This is a genomic window from Variovorax dokdonensis (assembly GCF_030316895.1).
Taxonomy (GTDB): domain Bacteria; phylum Pseudomonadota; class Gammaproteobacteria; order Burkholderiales; family Burkholderiaceae_C; genus Variovorax; species Variovorax dokdonensis.
Genome location: NZ_JASZYV010000003.1, coordinates 765,285 through 780,026, shown reverse-complemented (window position 1 = coordinate 780,026; position 14,742 = coordinate 765,285). Strand labels below are relative to the sequence as shown.

Annotated in this window: 14 protein-coding genes; 8 read left to right on the top strand and 6 right to left on the bottom strand. The window is 67.4% G+C overall.

The window, feature by feature from the left end:
* Window positions 1-65: 65 nt before the first annotated feature.
* The 3 genes from QTH91_RS17315 (at window position 66) to QTH91_RS17305 (ending at window position 4,689) form a co-directional block, all read left to right on the top strand.
* On the top strand, window positions 66-935 hold the full coding sequence (locus QTH91_RS17315; protein WP_286661339.1) for a UDP-2,3-diacylglucosamine diphosphatase: 870 nt from the start codon (window positions 66-68) through the stop codon (window positions 933-935).
* Window positions 936-945: 10 nt separating this feature from the next.
* The gene (locus QTH91_RS17310) at window positions 946-2,172 is read left to right on the top strand and encodes a glycosyltransferase (RefSeq protein WP_286661338.1); all 1,227 of its coding nucleotides are present in this window, start codon (window positions 946-948) and stop codon (window positions 2,170-2,172) included.
* Window positions 2,173-2,439: 267 nt separating this feature from the next.
* Window positions 2,440-4,689 (top strand): lactonase family protein, encoded by a 2,250-nt coding sequence (locus QTH91_RS17305; RefSeq protein ID WP_286661337.1) that lies wholly within the window; start codon window positions 2,440-2,442, stop codon window positions 4,687-4,689.
* A gap of 24 nt (window positions 4,690-4,713) precedes the next feature.
* On the opposite strand, the gene trxC is transcribed toward QTH91_RS17305, so the two are convergent.
* The gene (gene trxC / locus QTH91_RS17300; protein ID WP_286661336.1) at window positions 4,714-5,154 is read right to left on the bottom strand and encodes a thioredoxin TrxC; all 441 of its coding nucleotides are present in this window, start codon (window positions 5,152-5,154) and stop codon (window positions 4,714-4,716) included.
* A 128-nt stretch (window positions 5,155-5,282) separates the two neighbouring features.
* Here trxC and QTH91_RS17295 point away from each other — a divergent pair, with 128 nt between their 5' ends.
* Complete coding sequence (locus QTH91_RS17295) at window positions 5,283-6,305, top strand: methionine synthase (RefSeq protein ID WP_286661610.1); 1,023 nt, start codon at window positions 5,283-5,285, stop codon at window positions 6,303-6,305.
* 7 nt (window positions 6,306-6,312) lie between these two features.
* On the opposite strand, the gene QTH91_RS17290 is transcribed toward QTH91_RS17295, so the two are convergent.
* Both QTH91_RS17290 and QTH91_RS17285 read right to left on the bottom strand, forming a co-directional pair.
* Entirely contained in the window at window positions 6,313-8,526 is a 2,214-nt protein-coding gene (locus QTH91_RS17290; RefSeq protein WP_286661335.1) for a TRAP transporter permease, read from the bottom strand.
* A gap of 64 nt (window positions 8,527-8,590) precedes the next feature.
* A complete protein-coding gene (locus tag QTH91_RS17285) occupies window positions 8,591-9,544 on the bottom strand; it encodes a TAXI family TRAP transporter solute-binding subunit (protein WP_286661334.1) in 954 nt (317 codons plus the stop codon).
* A gap of 159 nt (window positions 9,545-9,703) precedes the next feature.
* On the opposite strand from QTH91_RS17285, the gene QTH91_RS17280 reads away from it, so the two are divergent.
* Window positions 9,704-10,942, top strand: a complete 1,239-nt coding sequence (locus QTH91_RS17280) for an MFS transporter (RefSeq protein WP_286661333.1) — start codon at window positions 9,704-9,706, stop codon at window positions 10,940-10,942.
* Between the two features lie 5 nt (window positions 10,943-10,947).
* Here QTH91_RS17280 and QTH91_RS17275 read toward each other — a convergent pair whose 3' ends face one another.
* Window positions 10,948-11,238 carry a 2Fe-2S iron-sulfur cluster-binding protein gene (locus tag QTH91_RS17275; RefSeq protein ID WP_286661332.1) on the bottom strand — a complete coding sequence of 97 codons (291 nt, stop codon included), beginning with the start codon at window positions 11,236-11,238 and terminating at the stop codon, window positions 10,948-10,950.
* Window positions 11,239-11,345: 107 nt separating this feature from the next.
* On the opposite strand from QTH91_RS17275, the gene QTH91_RS17270 reads away from it, so the two are divergent.
* The 3 genes from QTH91_RS17270 (at window position 11,346) to QTH91_RS17260 (ending at window position 13,732) form a co-directional block, all read left to right on the top strand.
* The gene (locus QTH91_RS17270) at window positions 11,346-11,864 is read left to right on the top strand and encodes a GNAT family N-acetyltransferase (protein ID WP_286661331.1); all 519 of its coding nucleotides are present in this window, start codon (window positions 11,346-11,348) and stop codon (window positions 11,862-11,864) included.
* Between the two features lie 110 nt (window positions 11,865-11,974).
* A complete protein-coding gene (locus QTH91_RS17265) occupies window positions 11,975-12,793 on the top strand; it encodes a transporter (protein ID WP_286661330.1) in 819 nt (272 codons plus the stop codon).
* Between the two features lie 18 nt (window positions 12,794-12,811).
* The gene (locus tag QTH91_RS17260; RefSeq protein ID WP_286661329.1) at window positions 12,812-13,732 is read left to right on the top strand and encodes a DUF808 domain-containing protein; all 921 of its coding nucleotides are present in this window, start codon (window positions 12,812-12,814) and stop codon (window positions 13,730-13,732) included.
* Between the two features lie 43 nt (window positions 13,733-13,775).
* Here QTH91_RS17260 and QTH91_RS17255 read toward each other — a convergent pair whose 3' ends face one another.
* A complete protein-coding gene (locus tag QTH91_RS17255) occupies window positions 13,776-14,474 on the bottom strand; it encodes a pseudouridine synthase (RefSeq protein ID WP_286661328.1) in 699 nt (232 codons plus the stop codon).
* A 3-nt stretch (window positions 14,475-14,477) separates the two neighbouring features.
* A complete protein-coding gene (locus QTH91_RS17250) occupies window positions 14,478-14,726 on the bottom strand; it encodes an oxidoreductase-like domain-containing protein (RefSeq protein ID WP_286661327.1) in 249 nt (82 codons plus the stop codon).
* Between the last annotated feature and the right edge of the window lie 16 nt (window positions 14,727-14,742).

Here is a 14,742-nt window from a genome sequence, read left to right as displayed (position 1 = left end):
GCTGTCATGGTGCGTTCACTGCTTGGACATTGCCGCGACATCGAACGCGACAACCATTCGCCTCCATGCAACGCGACGACGCATTTCTCGCCGCATGGCGGGACCCGGTGGGTGAGGCCAGCGAAGAGCCGCCGCAGCGGCCCGTGCAGCGCTTTCGCACCCTGTGGATCTCCGACCTGCACCTGGGCACGCCGGGCTGCCAGGCAAGGGCGTTGCTCGACTTCCTGAAGCACACCGAGTGCGAGACGCTGTTCCTGGTCGGCGACATCATCGACGGCTGGCAACTGCGCCGACAGTGGTACTGGCCGCAGGAACACAACGACGTGATCCAGAAGCTGCTGCGCAAGGCGCGGCACGGCACGCGCGTGATCTTCGTGCCTGGCAACCATGACGAGTTCGCGCGCAAGTATCTCGGCCACAACTTCGGCGGCGTGGAAGTGGCCGACGAGTGGGTGCACGAGACGGCCGACGGCCGTCGGCTCTGGGTCATCCACGGCGACCTGTTCGATGGCGTGATCCAGTGCGCCAAGTGGCTCGCCTATGTGGGCGATTCGCTCTACGAGTTCACGCTCAAGCTCAACCGCCATTTGAACTCGCTGCGCGCGCGCGTCGGTCTGCCTTACTGGTCGCTGTCGCGCTACCTCAAGGGCAAGGTCAAGCGGGCCGTCAACTACGTGAGCGACTTCGAAAGCGCCGTGGCGCGCGAGGCGCGCAAGCGCGGGCTGCAGGGCGTCGTGTGCGGCCACATTCACCAGGCCGAACTGCGCGACATCGAGGGCACGCTGTACGCCAACGACGGCGACTGGGTCGAAAGCCTGACCGCACTGGCCGAACATGCCGATGGCCGGCTCGAGATCCTGCACTGGGAATCCCAGTTGCCCGCGCAGCGAAAAGCCAGGCCGGTGCGCGCGCGTGGCGAGACGGCGCCGGCATGAAGGCTCCGGCATGAGGTCGCCGACGCCCGCGGCGCGCAGTCATCCGACGGTGGTCGATCTGGTCTACATCGATGCCGGCGGCGGCCACCGCGCGTCCGCATTGGCCTTGCAGGCGGCCATTGAGCGAGCGGGACTTCCATGGACCGTGCGGCTGGTGAACCTGCGCGAGATGCTCGATCCGCGTGGCGCCTTCCGTCGCGTGACGGGGATGGACCCAGAAGACTTCTACAACCAGCGACTGGCCCGCGGCTGGACCGTGGGGCTGGCGCAGGAACTCAAGCTGCTGCAGGGGCTGATCCGCTGGGGCCACACGCCCCTGGTGCGCAGGTTGCAGCGGGCGTGGCTGCGGCGCGAGCCTGATCTCGTGGTCTCGCTCATCCCCAATTTCAACCGCGCGCTGTGCGAGTCGCTGGCGACCAGCCTGCCCGGCGTGCCCTACGTGACGGTGCTGACCGACCTGGCGGACCATCCCCCGAACTTCTGGATCGAGCCGGGCTTGGCTCAGCACATCGTGTGCGGTTCGGATCGTGCGTTGGCGCAGGCGCGTGCGGCGGGCTACGACGACCGCAACGCGCATGCCGCCTCGGGCATGCTGCTGCGCGCCGAGTTCCATGAGGCGCCATCGCTGCCGGCGGACGAACGCGCGGCGCTGCGGGTTCGGCTGGGGCTCGATCCGGTGCAGCCGACCGGCCTGGTGCTGTTCGGGGGACAAGGCTCACGGGCCATGCTCGACATTGCGCGTCATCTGCCGGATACCGCACTCATCCTGGCTTGCGGGCGCAACGAGCGGCTGGCACAGGCCCTGCGCCAGCCGCACGGACAGCGTGCCCCGCGTGTGGTGCTGGGCTTCACCCCCGACGTGGCCCACTACATGCGCCTGGCGGATTTCTTCATCGGCAAGCCAGGGCCGGGGAGCATCAGCGAGGCGGTGCAGATGCGTTTGCCGGTCATCGTCTCGTGCAACCGCTCGACGCTGCCGCAGGAGCGCTACAACGCCCAGTGGGTGCAGGAATGCGGCGTGGGCGTGGTGTGCCGGGGCTTCGGCGCCGCTGCGCTGCGTCCGGCCGTGGCGCGCCTGCTGGCCGATCTGCCCGAGCACCGCGCGGCCACGGCGCGGGTGAACAATCGCGCGGCCTTCGAGCTGCCGCAGTTGCTGGCGCGAATCCTTGCCGAGAGTGGGCAGACGGGCGGCGGACCAGCCTGGCGGCCCTCTCGCACGTTTCGCAGCGTGGCCTGATCGGTCCCGCCGTCGCGCCGGCGATCGCGTGCGAGCAGCTTGAAATCCTCTTGTCGCCAACGAACAACGTCGGCAAGCGGCCTTTGCCCAAGTTTCTGTGAGAAGTTTTTCTCAACCTAGCCAGCCATCTCACGTTAGACGCGCACGCCGGGGTTTGCACTAAACCATTTGGGTGTAATCGTTAGTTACTATGAGTAACATATGATTACAACAGTCAAACTTCCTTTGGCCGCCGGCGAATCTTCTGCCCGCGATACCAATTCCTCGATGCGCCTGCTGGCTACGGCAGCAGCCTCTGCGCTCCTCCTCGGCCTTTCGGCCTGCGGCGGTGGTGGCGGCGGCAGCGGGGGCTCGGGAGGGTCGACGACCACACCCTCTACGCCAGCCCAGTCGCAGTCCCCGTCCAACACGCCAGCCGGGCACGCTGTGGGCGGTTCGGTGAGCGGCCTGGCCGGCAAGGGTTTGGTGCTTCAGAACAATGCCGGCGACGATCTGTCGGTCAACGCGGATGGCGGCTTCGTGTTCCCGGCGAGCTTGCAGCAGGGCGCGGCCTATGCCGTGACCGTCAAGACGCAGCCGGCCGATCCGGTCCAGACTTGCACGGTCAACATGGGCAGCGGCAGCATCGGCGATGCCGACGTGAGCAATGTCGCGGTCGTGTGCGCGACGCGCAGTTTCGCTGTCGGCGGATCGGTGTCGGGCCTGAAGGGCAGCGGCCTGGTGATCCAGAACAACAGCGGTGGCGACGTCACCGTGCCTGCGGACGGCAGCTTCCGCTTTGCCGATGCGGTGGCCAGCGGCGCCAACTACGCCGTCACCGTGAAGAGCCAGCCGCAGAACCCGACGCAGGTCTGCAGCGTCTCGAAGGGTAGTGGCCGCATGGTGGACGCCGCGATCGACGATGTGAACATCGTCTGCTCGACCGAAAGCTTCGCGGTGGGCGGCTCGGTCAGCGGCCTCGTGGGTAGCGGCCTGAAGCTGCAGAACAACGCGGGCGACGACATCGCCGTGAACGGCAATGGCAACTTCGCCTTCAGCCAGACCGTGGCCAGCGGCGCCGGGTTCGCCGTGACGGTGGCCCAGCAACCGACGTCGCCCAGCCAGACCTGCACCGTCAACAACGGCGCGGGCACCATCGGCGCCGGCGCGGTGAACAACGTGTCGGTGAACTGCTCGATCAACAGCTACAGCGTGAAGCTGAAGGTCAGCGGTCTGGACGGCGTCGGCCTCGTGCTTCAGAACAACGACGGCGACGACCTGCCCGTGTCCGCCAATGGCGACCACATGTTCACCGCACCCGTGGCCAGCGGCACCAGCTACGCGGTGAAGGTGAAGACCCAGCCGACGCTGGTCTCGCAGACTTGTTCGGTGATCAACGGCTCGGGCAGCATCACGAATGCCGATGTGTCCGATGTGACGGTGGATTGCCTGAGCCGAATTGCGAGCTTCATGCATGTGGCATCGCAGGGCATTTCGCTCAAGGGCGCCTTGTCCGCCTATTCGATCGACCCCGTCACCGGACTTCCTGGCGCGGCACCGGCTGCTGACCCGGCCCCGACCGATTTCGCTCCGCTCAGTGTGGCGGTGGCCGACAGCGGCAAGTTCGCATGGGTGCTCAGCGCTGGCGGCAAGCTCGACCAGTTCGCCGTGGCGTCCAGCGGCGCTGCCACGGCGCTCAGCCCCGCCAGGGTCAGTGTCAGTGCCACCTCGAGCGCGCTGGTGCTCGACCCCAAGGGCCGATTCGTCTACGCGATCGACATGTTCCAGGGCAGCGGCAACCAGGGCCGATTGACCGCGTTGGCCATTGGCCAGGACGGCACGCTGAGCGCCAAGCCCCGCGTCGACGTGGGTGTTGCACCGATTGCCTATGCCGCCGATCCCACCGGCCGCTACATGTACGTCGCCAACAACGGCAAGTACATCGGCGTGCATCCGGTCGGTGAAGACGGCCTGGCCGGCGCAACCTCCAGCGCCAACGTGAATGCGTTCGTCCTTGCGCTGGCGGCCAATCCGGATGGGCGGAAGGTCTATGCCCTCACGACCGACACCGAAGGCGTCAAGGGCTGCGTGTCGGACTGGATCCTGCGTCGCGGCTCCGGTGACGGGCTGACGTCGTGCACCCAGGATCGCATCCAGCTGCAGAGCTTCGACATCGACCAGGGTGACGGCAGCCTGACCGCATCGGGCATGCCCCTGAGCGTGGGCAGCGCTGTCGGCCTGAAGGTGCATCCGAACGGACGATTCGTCTACGCGCTGATGGCCAATGGCGCCGTGCGCACCTTCACGGTCGATGCAAACAGCGGCGCCCTGAACGAAACGAGCCACACGGACGCACTCGGCGAACCTCTGCTGGCCGCGCAGATCGATCCCGCGGGCCGCTATGCCTACGCGCTGACGGCGACCCAGGGCATGCAGATGGCCGCCATCGACCACGCCACCGGCGCGCTCGTGCCGCAGGGTCCGGTGCTGTCGGCACCCAGAAACACGGCGCTCACTGCCGCGGCGTTGGGTCAGTGACGGAAGGGCGGCGGGCTGGCCGGATCAGCCTGCCCCGCGCGCCCAACGCACGATGTCCGCCGCGCCCATCGCGCCGGCCTGCCGCGCCACCTCGCGGCCACCCTTGAACAGGATCAAGGTGGGGATGCTGCGGATGCCGTAGCGGGCGGCCAGTGCGGGCACCGCTTCGGTGTCCACCTTGGCCAGGCGCATGCCCGGTTCCAACTGGGCGGCGGCTTGCTCGAAGCCCGGTGCCATCTGCCGGCAGGGGCCGCACCATGGCGCCCAGAAGTCGACCAGCAGCGGCAACTGGCTGCGTGCAAGGTGCTTGTCGAAGCTCGCAGTGTCGAGCGCCACCGAATGGTCTGCGAACAGCGGCCGATGGCAATGGCCGCAATCGGGCGCGGCGCCAAGCTGGTCGGTGCGCACACGGTTGGTGGTGTGGCAATGCGGGCAGACGACGTGGATGGATTCGGCGGTGGTCATGCGGCGCAGATGCGGCCGCTCGGGCCCGAATGCAAGGGGGCCTCTGCGCAAGCCTTGCAGGTGCGGCCCTGGACTTTGCCGTAGCATCGCCCGCCAACGCACCGAAGGAGATACGCATGGACCGCCCCCTGTTTTCCGCCACCATTGCCGGCAGCCTGCCCAAGCCGGCCTGGCTGGCCGAGACGCAGAAACTCTGGCCTCAGTGGAAGGCCGATGGTGCCGAGCTGGCCCAGGCCAAGGCCGACGCCACGCTGCTGTGGATCAAGGCCCAGGAAGACGCCGGGCTCGACGTCATCGGCGACGGCGAGCAGTCGCGCCAGCATTTCGTGCACGGCTTTCTGGAGCAGGTCGAGGGCATCGACTTCGAGCACAAGGTGAAGATGGGCATCCGCGACAACCGCTATGACGCGATGGTCCCGCAAGTGGTGTCGGCGCTCCGGCTCAAGGGCCGGGTGCATGCGACCGAGGCGCAGTTGCTGCGTGCGCACACCACCCGCAAGATCAAGTTCACGCTGCCTGGTCCGATGACCATCGTCGACACCGTCGCCGACCGCTTCTACGGCGATCGCGTGAAGATGGCGATGGCCTTTGCCGAACTGCTCAACCAGGAAGCGCTGGCCCTGCAGGCCGATGGGGTGGACATCATCCAGTTCGACGAGCCGGCCTTCAATGTCTACATGAAGGATGCCGCCGACTGGGGCGTCAAGGCGCTGGAGCGCGCCGCCCAGGGCCTGACGTGCACCACCGCGGTCCACATCTGCTATGGCTACGGCATCAAGGCCAACACGGACTGGAAGGCCACGCTGGGCGACCAGTGGCGCCAGTACGAGCAGGTGTTCCCGGCCCTTGCGGCCAGCCGTATCGACCAGGTGAGCCTGGAATGCTTTCATTCGCACGTGCCGCCCGAGCTGATGAAGCTGCTGGCCGGCAAGGACGTGATGGTGGGCGTGATCGACGTGGCCAGCGAAGAAATCGAGACGCCCGAGCAGGTCGCGCAGACCATCGGCGAAGCGCTGAAGTACGTACCCGCCGATCGCCTGCTGCCCTGCACCAACTGTGGCCTCGCGCCGATGAGCCGCGAAGTGGCGCTGGCAAAGCTGCAGGCACTCGGCCTGGGCGCGGCACTCGCACGCGAGCGCCACGCGGCCTGAAGCGCGGCTACGCCAGGGCGATCGACGCTCGCGCGGCCCGCCAGGCTGTCCATTGCCGCGCCACCACCGGCACGGCCAGCGCGGCGCCGGCCAGCGTCGGCACCAGGCCCGGAAAGATCAGCAGCACTGCGGCCAGCGCGAACAGGACCTGCTCCCAGCGCTTCATCTGCGTCAGGAAATAGCCGCTGAGCGACGCCGCAAGCGCGGTGATGCCCAGCACGCAGCCGGCAAAGGTGACGATGAAGTCGCCCCAGGTGAAGCCCTTGGCCACCAGCAGCAGGCTGGGCGAGAACACGAACACGAAGGGCACCAGCACCTTGGCGAGGCCGAGCCGGAACGCCGTGTTGCCGGTCTTGAACGGATCGCCGCCGGACATGCCCGCCGCCGCATAGGCCGCCAGCGCCACTGGTGGCGTGATGTCGGCCAGCACGCCGTAGTAGAAGACGAAGAAGTGCGCCACCAGCGGCTCCACGCCCATCTGCACGAGCGTGGGCGCGGCCACCGTGACCATGATGATGTAGTTGGCCGTGGTGGGAATGCCGCAGCCCATCAGGATGCAGACCATGCCGGTCATGAGCAGGGCCGCGAACAGGCTCATGCCCTGCGTGCTGGCGAGCCAGGCGGGCACGACCACCGAGGCCGCTTGCGCCAGCGTCTGCGCCGCGCTCGTGATGATGTAGCTCACCTTGAAGCCCACGCCCGTGAGCGTGACGACGCCGATCACCAGCCCCACCGTGGCCGCCGCGGCGCCTACCGCCAGCGCGTACTTGGCCCCGGTCGCGAAAGCCTCGGGAATCACCGGCCATTCGATGCGCCCCTGCATGCCGCCGAAGCGGTGCGCGGCCCACATCAGCACGGCGGCGGCCACGAAGAGCCCCATGCGGATCTGCATCGACATCGGGCCCCAGTCGACAAAGGCCAGCAGCGCCAGCGCCACGTGCGCCAGCACGGCCACCGCCCAGTTGAGCGCCACGTTGCCGGTGGTGCGCAGGCTCAGGCCGACGATCATGCAGGAGCTGATGCCGACGAAGGCCGCCAGGTACGGCGTGCGCCCGCTCACCAGGATCCAGATCAGCAGCACCAGCGGCACGAGTGTTGGCCAGCGCTCGGCGAGCGACGCGCGAAGGCGCGGCATCTCTTCATCGGTCAGGCCCCGCAGACCATGCCGCTTGGCCTCGAAGTGGACCTGCATGAACACGCCGAAGAAGTGCATGAAGGCCGGCACCACCGCCGCCGCGATGATCGTCTGGTAGGGCAGGTTGAGAAACTCGATCATGAGGAACGCTGCCGCGCCCAGCACCGGTGGCGTGATCTGCCCGCCGGTCGAAGACGCTGCCTCCACCGCGCCGGCAAACTCGCGCCGATAGCCCACGCGGATCATCGCCGGGATGGTGAGCGAGCCCACCGTCACCGCGTTGGCCACCGACGAGCCCGACAACATGCCGAACATCGCCGAGCCGAAGACGCTCACCTTGGCCGGCCCGCCCGCGTAGCGCCCCGCCACGCTGGAGGCGATGTCGAGGAACAGTTGCCCCAGGCCGATGCGCGTGGCCATCACGCCGAAGAGCACGAAGTGAAAGACGTAGGTCGCCACCACGCCCACTGCCACGCCATAGATGCCCTGGCTGGTGAGGTACTGGTGATTCACCAGCTGCGACCAGCTGGCGCCCGCATGCTTGAGCAGCCCGGGGAACGCCGGACCGGCCAGCGCGTAGGTCATGAACAGGATGGCGATCACCGGCAGCGGCCAGCCCATGCTGCGGCGCGTGGCTTCCAGCAGCGTGACGATGAGGATGGAGCCGAACACCACGTCCGTGAGGCTCGGGTTGCCCACCCGGAACGCCAGATCGTCGAACACGATCGGGATGTAGAGCACGCTGGCGGCAATGGCCAGCGCCAGCAGCCAGTCGATGAGTGGAACGCCGCCCGGCGCAAGGATGCCGGAGCGCGCGGGCGCCTCCAGCATCTTCTTGCGCATGGGAAACACCAGGAAGATCAACCCCAGCACGAAGGCCAGGTGCACGCCCCGATGCGTGATCTCCTGCAGCAGGCCAAAGCCCGCCGTGTAGTAGTGGAACAGCGAAAGCAGCAGCAGGAGCGCCGCGATGATCCAGGTGGCTGGCGGCACCGTCGGCCGAAAGCGCATCTCTGGGTCGTACTTGCGTTCCAGTTCCTGGAGCGCGGTTTCGTCGGGCAGGTTCGCTGCGGCGGCTTGGGTCATGGGGGCGGTGTCGAAAACAAAAAGAGCCGTGCGGGTTGCACTGCTCGCAAGAACATCGGCGTGCTTACTTGATCAGGCCGGCTTCTTTGTAGAACTTCTCGGCGCCGGGGTGGAACGGAATCGCCACGCCCTTCACCGCGTTTTCCTTGGTGATGTACTTGCCCTTGGCATGGCCCGCCGCCAGCGCCTTCTGCGCGGCATCGCCATAGAGCGCCTTGGTGATCTGGTAGACCGTGTCGGTGTCGGCCTTGGCACTGGTCACCCATTGCGCGCCGACGGCCAGCGTCTTGACTTCCGGAACATCCTTGTAGGTGCCGGCCGGGATGTCGTCCACCGAGAAGTAGGGGCTGTCGGCACGCAGCTTGTCCGCCGGTGCGCCGCTGATGGGCAGAAGCTCGATGCCGGCACCGCTCGATGCCAGCTCGGCGATGGCGCCGGCCGGTGCGCCGCCAACGAAGAAGAAGGCGTCCAGCGCACCATCCTTGAGCTTGTCGCCGGCCTGGTTGGGCTTGATGTATTCGGGCTTGATGTCGGACTCCTTCACGCCGAATGCGGCCAGCACCATGCGGGCGTTGATGAGCGTGCCCGAGCCCGGCTCGTCCAGCGCCACGCGCTTGCCCTTGAGGTCCGCCACGCTCTTGATGCCCGAGCCCTTCTTGACCACCAGGTGGATGCTTTCGGGGTAGAGGTTGGCGATCATGCGGATGTCCGTCACCTTGGGCTTGCCCTCGAAGGCGCCGGTGCCGGTGTAGGCCCAGGTGGCCACGTCGGCCTGCGAGAAGCCCGACTCCAGCGATCCGCCGGCGATGGCGTTCACGTTGGCCAGCGAGCCGTTGCTGGCCTGTGCCGTCACCACGATCTTGCCCGGCTGCGAGACGGCGTTCGCGATCATGCCGCCCACCGGGTAGTAGGTGCCGGCGGTGCCGCCGGTGCCAATGCGGAAGAACTGCTGCGCGCCGGCCGTGCCTACCAGGGCTGCGGTGGCCAGCAGGGCGACGGCCATGTGCTTGAACTTCATCTGGAATGCTCCTCGGGAAAAGAAAGAGTGAGTTGTGATGGCTTGAACCGCTGACCCTAGCCAGCCCATGCGGCCCGGTCCAGCGGGATTGCCCGCAGATGGGACGAGCAGCTTTCATGCCGGGCTATGCTCGGCGCGATGCCGTCGCCCGAGCCATTCATGCAGCAGCCCAGCTTTGCAGAGCTGACGCGCGTGCGTTCCTTCATGCATCTGTGGCTCGCGCGGATCTTCGGCACTGCCGGCCAGCAGATGCTGATGGTCGCCATCGGATGGCACATGTACGACCTCACCGGAAGCGCCTGGGACCTGGGTCTGGTGGGCCTTTATCAGTTCGTGCCTGCACTCGCCCTGGCGTTGTGGGCCGGCCACGTGGTGGACCGGCACCATCGCGGGCGCATCCTGGCGGCCTGCCTGGCGGTGCAGGGCGCGGTGGCCGCGGTGCTGCTTTTTGCGCAGGTGGGCGACTTTGCCTCGCGCGGACTCCTGCTGGCCTTGTCGCTGGCGTTGGGCGGTGTGCGCGCGTTCCAGATGCCGGCGCAGCAGGCGTTGGTGCCGCTGCTGGTGCCGCCCTTGATGTTGCCGCGCGCCATGGCCTTCAGCTCCGCGGGCACGCAAGGGGCGGTGATCGGTGGCCCCGCGCTGGGTGGCCTGCTCTTCGTGGCCGGGGCCAGCACGGTGTACGGCGCATGCCTGCTGCTCTTCGCGCTGGCCGCCTTCGTCATCGTGAAGGTGCGCTACCAGCAGCCGCAGCGGCAGAAGGAGGCGGTCACCCTGCAGACCCTGCTGGCGGGCGTGACCTTCATCTGGCAGCGCAAGAGCGTGCTGGGCGCCATCTCGCTGGATCTGTTCGCGGTGCTGCTCGGCGGCGCCGTGGCGCTACTGCCCATCTATGCCAAGGACATCCTGCACACGGGGCCATGGGGGCTGGGCCTGCTGCGCAGTGCGCCGGCCATCGGCGCGCTGGCCATGTCGGTCGTGCTCACGCGTCGACCACCGGACCGGCACGTGGGGCGCACCTTGCTGGTGGCCATCGGCGTGTTCGGCCTGTGCATGATCGTGTTCGGCCTGTCGCGCAGCTTCTGGCTGTCGCTGACGGTGCTGGCGATTTCCGGCGCGGCGGACATGGTCAACGTCGTGATCCGGCAGACGCTGGTCCAGCTGGAGACGCCGGACGAGATGCGGGGGCGCGTGAGTTCGGTCAACTCGATCTTCATCGGTGCGAGCAACCAGTTGGGCGAATTCGAATCGGGCGCGACCGCCGCATGGCTCGGACCGGTGGGTTCGGTGGTGCTGGGCGGCGTGGGCACGGTGCTGGTGGCGCTGTCGTGGGTGTGGCTGTTCCCGACGCTGGCGCGGCGCGATCGCTTGCAGGCGGACGTTGGCGGATCGAAGGCCTGAGCCGCTCAATCACCGAACAGATCGATCGCCTGGGGGATGTGCAGGCGCAGATCCGTCAGCGGCTCGGCCACGCACGGCAGGATCCAGCCTTCTTCCTTCTCTTCGCGCAGCAGGCCCGGCCATTCGATCGCATAGCGCACCGCGCCGCCTTCGTGCATGCGGCACATGCAGGTGCGGCATGTGCCGTTTCGGCATGAGGTGGGCAAGTCGATGCCCGCGTCTTGCGCGGCCCGAAGCACGGTCTGGCCGGGCAGGGCGGCGAATTCAAGGCCAGCGGGTTCGATGCGAATCTTCATGTCGGTGGTCTGGCTGCCGACCCTGGTCGGGGGTCGATTCTCGCCTCGGGCGACAATAGCGGGTTTTCCGCTGAAGGCGCGGTCCCCGGGGCCGCCACACGTTTGCCATGTCCGAATACCAAGTCCGGCCCGCCACCCTGCGTGACGCGAAGGCCGTTGCCGAAGTCCATGCCATTGCCCTGAAGGCTGCCTACGCAGGCATCCTTCCCGACGACCAGCTGTCCGCGCTGGCGCCTGCCTCGCGCGAATCGAAATGGCGCGAAGCGATCGAATACGCCGAGCCGCAGGTCCACGTGGCCATGCTCGACGGTGAAGTGGTCGGCTTCGTCGGCTTCGATCGCTCGCGCGACCCCAAGACACCGGCCACCGCCGGCGAGATCTGGGCCATCTACATCAAGCCCGAACACTGGGGCAAGGGCGTGGGCGTCGCGCTTTGGGACGCCGCGCGCGAAGGCCTGGACGAAGAGGGCTGCACCACCGTCACCATCTGGGTGCCGCTGCGCAACGACCGCGCCATGCGCTTCATGGAACTGGCCGGATTCAAGCGCGAGATGAAGACCGCCGGCACCACGGCCGTCGGCACCGCGCGCATCGAGCAGATCCGCCTCAAGCGCGACGTGAGCTGACAGGGCAAGTCGGGGGCGGCATGCAAATGCGCCGTTGGCTTCTTGCTTTTTGCCGGCGTATGTGCCCAAGATCGTCTGCCATTACCGCCTCCCTTCGACTGGAACCTTTCATGCAACTCGACCGTCGTGCCCGCAGTGTCCGCAACCTTGCCTTGTACATGGCTGCCTCTGCATCGGGCATGGCGCCAGCAATGGCGCAGGATTCGCAAGACCTCGCCAAGAAGCTGAGCAACCCGGTGGCCGCGCTGATCAGCGTGCCGCTGCAGTTCAACTACGACGAAGGTTTCGGTCCCAACCGCGAGGGGCACAAGACCTACATGAACTTTCAGCCGGTGGTGCCCATTTCGCTCAACAGCGAATGGAACGTCATCTCGCGAACCATCCTGCCGCTGGTCGACCAGAGCAACGTGGTGCCGGGCACCAGCCAGTCGGGCATTGGCGACATCACGCAGAGCTTTTTCTTTTCCCCCAAGGAGCCGACAGCCGGCGGTCTCATCTGGGGCGTCGGACCGGCCTTGCTGCTGCCTACGGGTTCCGATCCGCTGCTGAGCGCGCGCAAGTGGGGCGCGGGCCCGACCGCCGTGGTGCTCAAGCAGGACGGGCCCTGGACCTACGGCGCACTGGCCAACCACATCTGGGGCTTCGGCGGTGTCGAGACGCGCCAGGACGTGAGCAACACCTTCCTGCAACCCTTCCTGTCCTACACCACGCCGACGGCCTGGACCTTCACGGTCAACAGCGAATCGAGCTACGACTGGAAGAACAAGGAATGGACGGTTCCGGTCAACGCGATGGTCTCCAAGCTGGTCAAGTTCGGCCAGCAGCCGGTGAGCCTCGGCGTGGGTGCGCGCTACTGGGCCGACAGCCCTGAGAACGGCCCGCACGGATGGGGCGCACGCGCGATCGCGGTCTTCCTTTTTCCCAAGTAATCCAACCATCGGAACGCAATGGCATCCAGCCTTCTTCTCCTCCTCGACGACATCGCCACCGTTCTGGACGATGTGTCGGTCCTGACCAAGGTCGCTGCCAAGAAGACTGCCGGTGTGCTCGGCGACGACCTGGCGCTCAACGCGCAGCAGGTGGCCGGCGTCAAGGCGGATCGCGAACTGCCCGTCGTGTGGGCGGTGGCCAAGGGCTCGCTGATCAACAAGGCGATCCTGGTGCCGGCCGCCTTGCTCATCGCGCATTTCGTGCCTCAGCTGGTCACACCGTTGCTCATGGTGGGCGGCGCCTTCCTGTGCTTCGAGGGCGTCGAAAAGCTGGCGCACCGCTTCCTGCACAAGGAAGAGGCGAATGCCGAGCGCGCCGAACTCAAGAAGGCGCTGGAGACCGGCGAGGCCGACCTGATGAAGGTCGAGAAGGACAAGGTCAAGGGCGCGATCCGCACCGACTTCATTCTCTCGGCCGAGATCATCGTGATCTCGCTGGGCGTGGTGAGCGCCCAGAACTTCACCACGCAGCTGACGGTGCTGGTGGGCATCGCGCTGGCGATGACGGTGGGGGTGTATGGCCTCGTGGCCGGCATCGTCAAGCTGGACGACCTGGGCCTGTACCTCAGCCGCAAGGCCGGCAGCGTTGCCCAGGCCATCGGCCGCGGCATCCTCTTCGCCGCGCCGTGGCTCATGAAGGCGCTTTCTGTCGCCGGCACGGCGGCCATGTTCCTGGTGGGCGGCGGCATCCTGGTGCATGGCGTGCCGTCCGTCGCGCACGCCATCGAAGAGGTGCTGGCCGGCTGGGGCGGCGTGGGCGCGGTGGTGGGCAACATGCTCGCCAATGCGGTCATCGGAATCGTCGCCGGCGCGGTGGTGCTGCTGGTGGTGGAAGGCGTCAAGAAGATGCTGGGCAGCGGCAAGCGCGCCGCGACCTGAACACTTCCGTCTTGCCGGCGCAGCGCTGGCCGGGCACGCCGAGTCAGGCTCGCCAGTCGTGCCAGGTTGCCCATTCGCGGCCGGGCGGCGCCTCGATGCGCATCGGCAACGCGCTTTGCGGATGCGGAAGTTCCAGCTGCGTGGCATGCAGCCACAGCCTTTGCAGGCCCAGGCGTTCGGCGATTGCGCGGTTGAGCGCCCCCTTGCCGTGCGTGGCGTCGCCGATGATCGGATGCGCGATGTGCTTCATGTGCCGGCGCAACTGGTGGCGCCGGCCGGTCAGCGGCTCGAGTGCGAGCAGGGCGCAGCGCGTACTCGGAAAGCTGCCGTAGGGCAGCGGAAGTTCGTACCGTTCGAGCGTGCGGTAGCGCGTCTGCGCAGGTTGCTCTTCCAGTCGGCCGGCGCGTGCATCGTCTTCCATGCGGCGCAGCGGATGGTCGATCAGGCCGGATTCCGGCGGCCAGCCGCGCACCACCGCCACGTAGTGCTTGCGCACGGCATCCGGCGCCTCGAAGACCTGGCCCAAGGTGCGCGCATGTTCGGCACCGAGCGCGAACAGCAGCACGCCGCTCGTCCCCTTGTCCAGCCGGTGCGCTGGCCATACCGGCCGGCCGATCTGGTCACGCAGCAACTGCACCGCAAAGCGCGTCTCGCCGGCATCCAGGCCGGTGCGATGCACCAGCAGGCCGGCTGGCTTGTCGATGGCGACGATCGCCTCGTCCTGGTAGAGGATGCGGAGCACGGTTCAGGCCGAAGGCGCCGGGGCTTCGACAAGCAAGGCCAGCGCGTCTTCGCGCCAGAAGACGAGGGCGTCGAAATAGCCTTCCCACACGCAGCCGTTGCAGCCCCGTCCGCAGCAGGTGGTGGGCTGCGGGGGCGGTGCTCGCATCCGGTCCGTGTGACCCGCATCGCGAAGCGCGGCTTGCAGAACGTCGATCAGCGCCAGGGCCGATGTGGCGTCCACCACTTGCGGGAGGGTCGGCAAGGGGAGCATGGCGCGCGTGCCAGTG